Origin of the sequence: Bythopirellula goksoeyrii (genome assembly GCF_008065115.1) — a bacterium.
GTDB lineage: Bacteria > Planctomycetota > Planctomycetia > Pirellulales > Lacipirellulaceae > Bythopirellula > Bythopirellula goksoeyrii.
Map to the genome: position 1 here is coordinate 3,061,217 of NZ_CP042913.1, position 10,542 is coordinate 3,071,758.

Below are 10,542 nucleotides of genomic sequence, written 5' to 3' on the forward strand. Positions count from 1 at the left end.
AAATAATAGGGGGTTACTTGTCTACTGCTCAGCTAGGATTTTCACTCACCTTAGAATCGTTCGATTCTTTAGCAGGTGTCTTGGAAGCATCTTCCTGCTTTTCGAACTCAACGGTCACTTGAAGACCAACACGTTGTGATAATTCAGCAATTGCATCTGGATCCTCGATAGTTATCCGTACGTCGACGACACTTCGATCCGCCGGAGCAAGTGGGTTGCGACTTGCCAAACCTGGCGAGCCGATTACGCCGCCAATTCGCGAAATGTGACCCGAGATACCACCAGTGCGTTTTTTGGTGATAGGATCAATCTTGTCAGCATATTTACCCGAAAATGAGGGACTACGTATTGTAGCTGGTTGGTCGATCTTGAGGTTCTTTACATCTGCTTCATAGACTTCTGCAATACAGACCATTTCGGTGAGGTCTCCCAATTGCATAATCGGGGTTTGCGTAATGAACTCCCCTGGTTGCAGATAAGTCTTCAAGACTGTGAAGGGACCACGACCTTCCGGAGAGCCGGGAGTGTGGTCGGCTTCGGATTTGAGATCCAGCACATTCTTTAAAGACTCAAGCGACACATTTGGTGCGAGAACGACGGATCGCTTTAGAGATTCTTTGGCGACCTCAATTTCTTGGTCGATTGCTTGTTCTTCAAGGCGATGCTTGAGCTGCTCTAGGGACAAGTCGGCTGCCACAATATTTGCATGGGCGGCTGCGACCGATTTCTCGGCAGCTTCTTTTGAAGAGGCGTAGCCTTCTTTGGCGATTGTGTAGTCAGAAAGCGCCATGTCCATCTCATTGCGTTGCTTTCTGAGTTGATAGTCCGTCACTAACTCAGGATCGCTGAGGTGCAATGATTCCAGGCGAACAAGATTCTCATCTGCAAGCAGGCTGGCAGTCTCCATCGACTGGATCTTGTCTTCTTGAAGTTCCAACTCTTTGAGCTTGGCTTGTGCCTGAGCCAGGGTAGCTTCCGCCTGAGCCTTTTGCGCTTTGGCCAACGCGAGTTGATGCAGGCGATTTTTCTCGGCAAGATCCTTCTTTTTAATGAGTGCATTGAGTTGTGCTTTGCCCAGGTGAAAGCTGCTAAGCAGCCCTAAAACTCCATTGGCAGGTATACGTTGATTCACGGCAACATCCGGATCGATTTCCATGAGACGTTCGCCTGGGACCGCACTCACCGAGATGATGCCTGATGCAGGCTCTATGCGGCCTAAAGCGTAGACCGCACGTGACTCGCCATCGGAGGATAAGGTCCGATCTGAATTGCTTTGGTAGCAGCCGGCGATCAATAGACAGACCGATACGGCTAGTAAGATTTTTCCAGGCAGGGTGCTACTGAGTTTAACGCGCATGGAATTCCGGCAAGTTTGGGTGCCAAAGCTCAAATCAGTGTTCAGGGGTTCCTGAAACGTACTGCGCCAAGGCGAATTGTGGTGAGAAAATCGCTGCAATTATCCAGAATTGCCAGACAATCCTCGGGGAGTCAAGTAATTCTTGGGCTCTTCAAAAAAGCTTCCCTTATTCGCCCATTATAACTGCGATCTTCGGAAGAATCGCTATCGGACATAGATTCCTGCGCCTGAATCTTTGGAAGTATCGGAAATCCACATTCTTGGGAAATTCGAAGAATCTGACTTCGTTGTCAACTTCGTAAATATTATCTGGGGGGTATCGACAATTTCTGATAGAGTTACTGATCAACTTGGGATTCCGCTGCTTCTACTGAGGTTCAACATTCAATGCGTCGCATCATGCTCTTTTTCTCGGGCGCTGTCTTTGGTGGTGCTCTTATCTATTTCGCCATGAATTTCCACGTGATTCGATCCCGGGAGGGATTCGATCTGGTGCCGAAAGTGCATCCTCAACTGACCACCACGTATGCGGATATTCGCGAGTTTCAGGTGTCCGATTGGGCAAATAATGCTGAGATCGCCGCTGCACTTGTTCAGGCCAATCGGAAGGATTTGCTCGACAACGCCCTCAATGACACGCTCGATCAGGGAATAGACCGTTTGTTGAACCGTGACTCTCGCTAAGACATTCAGCTCTCCTTGCGTGACAAGTGAGAGGTCGAACATTAGCGCAAATCGTCATTTCCGCCTCTTACATCAGTTATCCTACCATCCTCCTGACTGGATCATTGGGGAGAGATGTTGGAGTTTAGAAGCAACCTCATCGATAACACACTATGAGTGACCGCATTTATCTGCTGCCAAGCAGTGGGCGGGTATATTGGCTCAATGCAGGTTTGCGTGAAAGCGCTTGGGAAGGACTATGCCGTGGAACTCAATCGCAACCAGTATTTCTTTCTGGGGATTGTAGTTATTCTCTTGGGACTCCAATTCCGCATAGTTAGTTCGTATGTGTTGAACCAAGAAGCAACCCGGTTTCTGGCAGAACGAACCCAAAGCTCCAGTACTTCAACAACCATGGTCTCATTTACCGGAGATATGGGATCCCTTCCTAACAAGGTAATCAATCCGCCTGAGTGGCTTGGTTGGTGTCTGATCTCTGTTGGATCAGTCTTGATCTTACACAGCTTAGCGATGAAGAAACCAGGCGGATAATACTCGCATTCCCAATGAGATGACATTCAAGATCCTTCAATCCAAGTACTGAAGTAGAGTATGTTGCACTCAATAATCTACTCGTTTCGGCTCTCAAGAGTGATTGCAGCTTCGCTGGGCTTGTCGCTTGTTGGACTGACACTCTTTGCACAGGAAATTTCAAGTGGCGTCCCAAGTCCCTCAGCACAGATTTTGCCTAACAGATTGTCGAAAGGCGATACTGAGGAAATCAAGAAACGCCGGATTCGTGAAGGTACTACTATTGTCGATCGAGCAGGATTCTTTCGACTCGATGGTGAAGGTGCCACGTTTGTGACCGATGATGAGCACGAGTTTGGTGCTCTTCCCAACCTTAATCTCGAACGGATCGTACGAACGTTGAAAGGATATGATGAAAGCAATAGTATCCGTTGGAGTGTGAACGGGGTCATCACGGAATTCAATGGTAGAAACTATCTGCTCATCAATAGAGCAGTTTACAAATCGTCGGTGCCACCCCCAATTCCTGAGCAAGTGGTCAATTGACTATTCAATCTTTTATCTACAAATATAGTGGCATGGACCAACTCTGTGCCAATCAGTCCGTGTCCAACTGACTTGACACTTCTCGGTGGGAAGATATTATCGCTTCTAGAGTTTCAGTCATCGGGAGCCATCGTTTTCGATTGGTCGGATTGTGGATTCACCTCTCCTGCTTTTTTAGTGTCGGGTGCAACTAATATGAATCGAATCGAGATAAGCAAGTCATCGAATGTTAGTGTAGTGCGTTTTAAGGATCAGAAGATTATTGATCCGGAAACGATTCAAGAGTTGGGAGAAGAGCTGTTTTCTTTGGTAGATGATGGACAGCACAACAAGCTAGTGCTTAACTTTTCCAATGTTGAATTTCTCTCCTCTGCAGCGCTTGGGAAATTGATCACGTTCGAGAAAAAAGCGAAGCGGACCGGGGCGGATCTTATACTCACAAACATTGCCCCAGAGATCTATCAGGTTTTCACGATTACTAATTTGGATAAGCTGTTCAAGATTAAAGATAACGAAGCCGATGCGCTTGCCGTACTTTGAGAGGGCTTCGCTGTTTGGAAAGCCTGCCAACTGAGCAAATCATCATGACTTCTTCTCCCAAGAAACAATTCAAACGAGTCTTGCCCAGTACCCTTACAGCTTATCATGACTTCGTCCAGGAAGTATTGAGTGTGCTTGAGGAGTTCGGTTGGAGTAAAGAAATCCTGTTCGGCGTCCACATGGCACTGGAAGAGTCGATCAGTAATGCCGTACGTCATGGCAATAAACATGATCCTGATAAGAGTGTGCACGTTGAAGGCGAACTTTCGGAGAATCGGTTTTATGCCCGCATCTGTGACGAAGGGAGCGGCTATGATCCTACCGAGGTTCCCGACTGCTGTGATGTGGAAAACCTAGAGATTCCCGGAGGCCGTGGCTTGGCTCTAATTAAGGCCTACATGACCCGTGTGGAGCACTGTGAGAATGGCAAGTGCGTGGTCTTGGAAAAACTTCTGGACTAGTGCCATTGAAAGTGATTTCCCAGACGAGTCGGAGTGTCCTCGCCCTGGAACAGATATCTCGTTTTTCCCGGGCAGTAATCGGCTCTTGTTCCTCCTTCCTTCGTTAGATATCATAGAAACTCGCCACGATTGAGGCGGACATTCCCTGGTAGCTCAGTTGGTAGAGCAAGCGGCTGTTAACCGCTGGGTCGCAAGTTCGAGTCTTGCCCGGGGAGCTTTTGTAAGTCTAAGCCGAACAACAAGTTATGTTACCTGACGGCGTTCGTCAGTGCGGCCTGAAAGTAGTGGTTTCTTAGGTAGACTACCTAAGACCTAGCTTTGGAGGTTGCACAATGGCTAACGCCGATTCTATTCGCGTGCCCGTCTACGGAAAGCACAAACCCACCGGACAAGCCCGAGTCCAGATCGACGGTCGGACTATCTATTTAGGCAAGCATGGCAGTGCTGCCAGCAAGGAAGCTTATCAGCGGATAACCGCAGAGTGGCTCCAAGCGGGGGGGAAGCTTGCCAGACACCGGAATGAAGTCACCGTTGTCGAGATCATCGCTGCCTATATGCGGTTTGCGAGAACGTACTACCGCAAGAACCGTCAACCGACCAACGAAGTCTATTCGGTCAAGCGTGCTCTTGGTGTGGTCAAGGAATTATATGGCAGGGAACAGGCTAGTAAGTTTGGTCCTCTTGCCCTCAAGACGGTACGCCAAGCCATGATCGAAAAAGATTGGTGCAGATCACAAGTCAACAAGCAAGTGGACAGGGTGAAGCGAGTGTTCAAGTGGGCAGTCAGTGAGGAAATGATTCCTGGCAGTGTATTTGAGGCCTTACGCACCGTGACCGGATTACGCAAAGGCCGATCACAAGCAAAGGAAAGCTCACCAGTCAAGCCAGTTGCTAACGACGTGGTCGAAGCCACTATTGAGAAGCTCCCCGAAATCGTGTCCGATATGGTCCAAGTGCAACGCCTTACTGGGGCAAGGCCCGGGGAAATCTGTGATATGCGGCCAGGGGACATTAACCGGAAGCCCGACACCTGGGAGTACATTCCGCAGAGCCATAAGACAGAGCACCACGATCAGCCGAGAGTCATCTTCATTGGCCCCAAATGTCAGCAGATACTCTTGAAATATCTGTTAAGACCAGCGGACTGCTATTGCTTCTCGCCCGCTGAGAGTGAAGCAAAGCGTAGAGCGGCACAGCACGAACAACGGCAAACACCGCTGAGTTGCGGGAACAAACCGGGCAGCAATTGCAAGGTGAAACCACTTCGCACCTCAGGTGACAAGTACGACACCCGCAGCTATGGGCGGGCGATTCGTAGAGCAGCTAAGGCTGCTGGCGTGCCTACTTGGTCCCCGCATCGACTCAGGCACAGTTTCGCTACTGAGGTCCGTAAGTCGCATGGTCTGGAAGCCGTGCAAGTTTGCTTGGGCCATTCCAAGGCCGATGTAACACAGGTTTATACGGCAAGAAACATGGCACTTGCTGCTGCTGTCGCGGCTGAGATTGGATAGAATTTAGAACTGCCGAGTTGCGGACTAATTACCCGCACACGAACGACTGCATCGTGGCTGCAACCTTCACGGTGTCAGTCGGTCGGCTCGGTACCAAATCGAAAGGTTGCAAAATGCACAATTCGACGAACACCAATCTGGCCATCAGCCAGCTCAAAAGCACTTCAGCAAGTGAACTCATTGCCCACTGCGACTTTCTGGAGCAAGGGATATTTGTTTGCCGGAACTGCAAGCATTGGATCCCCGGGCAACTTGAAGAGAGCTTGCTTGGCTGGTTGAAGACGCAAGGCATGACAAAGACCGAGCTAGAAGCCAAGCTCCGGGAATTGAGTTCACTTTTGAAGTTGGCTGCAGAAGTTCATGAATGTGAATCGGCTGGCACCTTTGGGCGTTTGCGGTGGACACCGTGGAATAAGCTTTTAACGGATCTGGCGGTCTCAAAGGCAGCCGCTGAGTTGCGGGCAAAACTCGCTTCTGAAGTTCTGGATATTGGCATCCCCGCAGGTGCCAGACCGATCATATGGTCGCGACCGATGAGCAAGAAGGATGCTGCGAAGTTGCTTGGCTGCCCGCATACTAAAAAAGCCGACTGGCTCAATAGTTGCATCAACTCGGGACTCTACCGAATCCGCTCTATCAATCGGCAGTCGATTCAATTTGATATGGAGACTGTCCCTGCTGAGCTAAGGGAAAAGTTTCAACTCATGCCCAACTGACCCCCAACTGGCCCTATCTCGCCAGTAACTCGCACTAACTCGCCTTGCACCCCTTGGCGGTGGTTATGGTTGGTTCCGTTCTTTCATTTTTTTGAGCGGAGACCAAAGCATGAACATTCTTCAAGAAAAGCAGCTTACCTTGCCGCAGGCGGCCAAACAGCTGGGCGTGAATCCTTCCACTGTCTGGCGATGGACTCTTTCCGGAGTTCGTGGATGCAAGTTACAGACCATCTCGATTGGCGTGAAGAGATACACCTCCCAGGAGGCTATCGGGCGGTTCGTCGAACGGACGACCGCAGCTGCACCTGGAGCGTCTTCCAATCTTCAGAGTCGCAGCCCTGCCAAGAGAGAACGTGACATTCAACGGGCGGTAAAAGATCTAGCCAAGATGGGTATTTAATTCCTCCAGCCCGTTGGGGCCACAAAAAAAGTGGCCCCAACGCTGAGACGCTGGGACCACTAAAAGAAAGACTCATTGAAATGCAATCTAGCACAAAATCTCAGGTGCAGGCAAACCCTCCGATCAAGATCAAAGCCACTGGCATCAAAGTTGAATTGATCCAGACTAGGGCTGAAATGTCAGAAGAGCACATTGCACATCTGACTGAACTGATCAAGCAGAAGAAAGATCTGCCACCAATCAGGATCTTTGCAGATGGCCAGGGTAGTGAATGGCTGACTGATGGCACCCACAGACTGGAAGCTGCACTGCGTGCAAAGGCTGCCATTCTGGTGCAGTATTTCCAGGGCAGCTATGAAGACGCGCTGGTGGATGCATGTGGGGCCAATCAAGAGCATGGACTGCGCAGGACCAATGCTGACAAGCGCTATGCAGTGGAACTGGCGCTGGAAGCATTTGGTGATCAGAGTGACCGAGCGCTGGCAGACATGTGTGGAGTCTGCAACGCTTTTGTTGGCAGTGTCAGATCTGATCGACTGTTAACCGTTAACAGTCAGATTCTGCCAGACTCTACAAAACAAGGGGAAACGAGAATTGGCAGGGATGGCAGAACATACAATGTGGCCAATCTGTCAAAGCCAGCTGCACCGATTGCCAGCACTGAAGATGGCGCCAAGCCAGCTGTCAAGCCTCGGTCAGCAAAGAAGAATGGATCACCAACCGTGAGCATCAAACAGCGCAAAGATCTGCAGCTGCATCTGGGAAAGCTGATCCGTGGATTCAGTGATGTGGGTCTGTTTGAAGCCAACAAAGCATGCTTTGATCAGCTGGCAGTGGCACTGAAAAAGCTGCAATAAACTTAACACACAAGGAGAAAAACGCCCCAGCCGGAAAGCCCGACTGGGGCCATGTTCAGAAGCCAAGCTGCGCCACACTACTAGTTCAGCAAGGCAAGATCGAGTCGAACACTGCGATCAGGTGCTCTTCAATCTAGCACCAACATAGGCCTCTCAGCAATAGGCTAGTGCGTTCCGGGGATTCAGTCGTAGCCCGATTGTCTGCGGACAACAACGAACGACCTAAAGTCGTACAGCTGTCGAGCCATTGCGCAAGTAATGGTAATTCGTACGTGGTTGGGCCAAAAGCCCGTGATGCCACCAGCACGCCATCGGAGAAACCTCGTGGTAATCCTACCACCCGATGCAAAAGGTACCGGCAAAAGGTGAGGACCAGACCCGAATAGGGTAGTGGATAGTGTGCAGCCATAAATGCGGAGTGCCGGGGGGGGGTTCTATCCCGAGTGAAGTGTAAACCCTCCAAGGAGGGGCAAGGACATAACAGATCCAAGAGAAACTTGAGCAGGAGTTCAACCATGAAAAAATACAAGTACAAGACCTACGAATCAGTGTGCACGGAATGTCGGACAATCACCAAGACATCGCAGGACGATTGGTTCCATGGGAAACTCAAGCCGCGCTGCTGCAAGTGTGGTGTCACATTGCAAAGCCGTGGCAAGGTGATCGGGAAGCCCAAGCACGTTAAGCGTCAAGGGACGAAAAAGAAGAAGCCCATGAAGGAAGCTTGCAAGGGACTGTTGGAAAAGTTCGACGATTACCAAGTGCACGCTCGACAACATGGTTTAATTCTGAGGTTGAAAGAAGTGCGTAGTCGTTGCAAGCACGTGTACCACTTGATGGCCTATCGTGGTGAAGTCCAAGTTGCGAACTACTGGCCAAACACTGGCAACTTGTTCATCAATGAACAAAAAACGAAAGTGCAGTCTGCTGATGATGCGATGGCCATCATCGTTGACAAGTTTGGAAGACTGGAACATTGGAACACTGGAACACTGGATCCAGCGTTACCATTGAAGAGTGAACAGCACGCACCACAGAGCACGCCAGACACTTGCACAGTTTGAGAACCGGGAAGAGACAGATCGAAGTGGTGCTCACGAAGAGTATCAAGTGGCATGATACCCTTCGTGTATTTCTGCGGAAATAGAGAGATTGCGTTTTTGTATTTGATAGCCTTCGTGAGAGAGGGACACCGATTATGAGACTCCAAGCACCATCAGAGAGCACTGATGAAAAAGCCACCAGCAAACAGCAACTGCACCTGCCATTCCAGCTAGACAGGAAAGCAGAACAGCGTCGAAGAGTGAGCAAACTCATCGACAGTGTGCCACGAATCATGAAAGCCAGTGAGCTGGAACCACCAAGACCAAAGAAGAATTCAAGCTGCCAGAAGTGTGGCGACACAACACCCCTGTTTTGAAAAGGAGAGAACGATGTCTGAACGAATCAAAGCCATGATGAACAAATCCATCCTGACATCCGAGGATGTTGCACACCTGTGCAAGCATGCAGGCCTAGGCGGGCCACTTCCCCTGCAGGATGCACCAGATGGCTGGAAAAAAGATACTATCCAACGCTGGGCAGAGAATACTGCCACGCGCAACCGAGTTGCCATTCCAATGAGTGAGTTTTAACCATGAAAATCAAATTCTCAGGAATCGTTGCCACCCAAAATCAAGTCCACCAAAGATCCCCTGGACTGTGGGTGATGTCTGATCTGGATGGCATGAAGTTCACAGAGCACGTGGAGCTGAGGACGGATCATGATCTGCCGGAATCCAGAGTGATTGGCTACATGACCGACCATTGGCGGGAACGCTCTGTGATGATGGCGGAGTTCATTGCATTTGGAGCGGATGTTCAGACCTGTGATTTAATCAGGCAGATCATGTCACGCAGACTGTGCGCCCTGTCAATCGGGTATTTCTGCTCAAAACGAAAGACCATCAAGCCCAATACGAAAGTCTGGATTGGTAATCGGGATTATTATTCTGGGGAATCGGGAATGGAGCTGCACCAAAAGAGTTTGATCCATGAAGTCAGCTTGACGAAAGATCCTGTTGATGCCAGATGCTGCATCGAACGCTTTCAAAAGATTGGTTGAAAATGGAAGATGTTCACCAGCCAGCAGTTTGGTCCCCGAACCAACTTTTTTGTGAGATGAGATTTAATCCCTGGCAGATGAGCTGCCAACACACACTTTTGAACTGGAGTGAATGAAGATGAGTGCACTAGCAAGCCTGAAGAGAACCCTGACCAAGAACAGGACCACTTCCCAGAAGAGCTACGGTGAGATTGTGGCAGCACTTGGTGAAGATAACAAAGTGGCAACAGAAGTTGTGCAGGCAGCTCTGCAGGCCTCTGGCTGCACAGCTGAGCAACTGGAAGCAGATGTCAAACTTTATCTGGAACGCAAAGAGAGAATTGCCACGCTGGTTGAATGTCGTAAGGCAAAAGCAGAGTGCAACGAATTGGAAGCTCAGATGAAAGCTCTGCAGCAGGAATCTGATGCAGTCAATCAGAAACTGAATGAGCGCCACAGTGATCTTCGCATCAAGCTCTCAGAATCCATCTATCGGATCCAACGCAAAGAATGGATTGAGCAAAAGTTGCAGGACACCGCACCAGATTGGACAGCTGAAAGGCTGGCTGTGATCCAAGAGCAACGGATGATGTTGGGCAAACAACTCCAACAGATGGAATGCTACGGGGACACTTCGAACAATCACGACGCCAGAGAAATCAAAGCTGAGCTAGCAAACCTGGATGCAGCAACAGAGAAGATCAGAGCATGTCAGTTGGAAGTGTGGCCAGTAGAAGACTGAGATAGCTCCCGGCATGGCCGCAGCTGGCCCTTCGACACAAGTCAGCTGCGGTTCGTGCCGACTGTATTGGGGTGATCACACCATGGTCAGGCTAGGGTGCCCCCCTAGTTAGGTTCTTGGAAAACCGGATACCGG

The 10,542-nt window shown here is 49.9% G+C and carries 14 protein-coding genes and 1 tRNA gene; 14 read left to right on the top strand and 1 reads right to left on the bottom strand.

The features are described 5' to 3' along the window. Positions 1–28 precede the first annotated feature (28 nt). Positions 29–1,357: a hypothetical protein gene (locus tag Pr1d_RS12160; RefSeq protein WP_148073782.1), complete on the bottom strand. Its 1,329-nt coding sequence runs from the start codon at positions 1,355–1,357 to the stop codon at positions 29–31. Positions 1,358–1,744: 387 nt separating this feature from the next. On the opposite strand from Pr1d_RS12160, the gene Pr1d_RS12165 reads away from it, so the two are divergent. The 14 genes from Pr1d_RS12165 (at position 1,745) to Pr1d_RS12230 (ending at position 10,407) form a co-directional block, all read left to right on the top strand. Further along, entirely contained in the window at positions 1,745–2,041 is a 297-nt protein-coding gene (locus tag Pr1d_RS12165; protein ID WP_148073783.1) for a hypothetical protein, read from the top strand. A 216-nt stretch (positions 2,042–2,257) separates the two neighbouring features. Further along, complete coding sequence (locus tag Pr1d_RS12170) at positions 2,258–2,572, top strand: hypothetical protein (RefSeq protein ID WP_148073784.1); 315 nt, start codon at positions 2,258–2,260, stop codon at positions 2,570–2,572. A 60-nt stretch (positions 2,573–2,632) separates the two neighbouring features. Then, positions 2,633–3,097, top strand: coding sequence for a hypothetical protein (locus Pr1d_RS12175; RefSeq protein ID WP_148073785.1), 465 nt, complete (start codon positions 2,633–2,635; stop codon positions 3,095–3,097). Between the two features lie 195 nt (positions 3,098–3,292). Beyond that, positions 3,293–3,637 (top strand): STAS domain-containing protein, encoded by a 345-nt coding sequence (locus Pr1d_RS12180; protein ID WP_148073786.1) that lies wholly within the window; start codon positions 3,293–3,295, stop codon positions 3,635–3,637. 44 nt (positions 3,638–3,681) lie between these two features. Further along, the gene (locus tag Pr1d_RS12185; protein WP_148073787.1) at positions 3,682–4,098 is read left to right on the top strand and encodes an ATP-binding protein; all 417 of its coding nucleotides are present in this window, start codon (positions 3,682–3,684) and stop codon (positions 4,096–4,098) included. A gap of 142 nt (positions 4,099–4,240) precedes the next feature. After that, positions 4,241–4,313: transfer RNA gene (locus Pr1d_RS12190), tRNA-Asn, on the top strand. 117 nt (positions 4,314–4,430) lie between these two features. After that, positions 4,431–5,609 carry a tyrosine-type recombinase/integrase gene (locus tag Pr1d_RS12195; RefSeq protein WP_148073788.1) on the top strand — a complete coding sequence of 393 codons (1,179 nt, stop codon included), beginning with the start codon at positions 4,431–4,433 and terminating at the stop codon, positions 5,607–5,609. A 113-nt stretch (positions 5,610–5,722) separates the two neighbouring features. Then, positions 5,723–6,325, top strand: coding sequence for a hypothetical protein (locus Pr1d_RS12200; RefSeq protein ID WP_148073789.1), 603 nt, complete (start codon positions 5,723–5,725; stop codon positions 6,323–6,325). Positions 6,326–6,434: 109 nt separating this feature from the next. Beyond that, positions 6,435–6,725 (top strand): DUF1580 domain-containing protein, encoded by a 291-nt coding sequence (locus Pr1d_RS12205; RefSeq protein WP_148073790.1) that lies wholly within the window; start codon positions 6,435–6,437, stop codon positions 6,723–6,725. A gap of 104 nt (positions 6,726–6,829) precedes the next feature. Next, on the top strand, positions 6,830–7,582 hold the full coding sequence (locus tag Pr1d_RS12210; RefSeq protein ID WP_168205199.1) for a ParB N-terminal domain-containing protein: 753 nt from the start codon (positions 6,830–6,832) through the stop codon (positions 7,580–7,582). A gap of 515 nt (positions 7,583–8,097) precedes the next feature. After that, entirely contained in the window at positions 8,098–8,646 is a 549-nt protein-coding gene (locus tag Pr1d_RS12215; protein WP_148073792.1) for a hypothetical protein, read from the top strand. 369 nt (positions 8,647–9,015) lie between these two features. Continuing rightward, entirely contained in the window at positions 9,016–9,216 is a 201-nt protein-coding gene (locus Pr1d_RS12220; protein WP_148073793.1) for a hypothetical protein, read from the top strand. Positions 9,217–9,218: 2 nt separating this feature from the next. Beyond that, complete coding sequence (locus Pr1d_RS12225; protein ID WP_148073794.1) at positions 9,219–9,686, top strand: hypothetical protein; 468 nt, start codon at positions 9,219–9,221, stop codon at positions 9,684–9,686. A gap of 118 nt (positions 9,687–9,804) precedes the next feature. Beyond that, positions 9,805–10,407, top strand: coding sequence for a hypothetical protein (locus tag Pr1d_RS12230; protein WP_148073795.1), 603 nt, complete (start codon positions 9,805–9,807; stop codon positions 10,405–10,407). Positions 10,408–10,542: the final 135 nt, after the last annotated feature.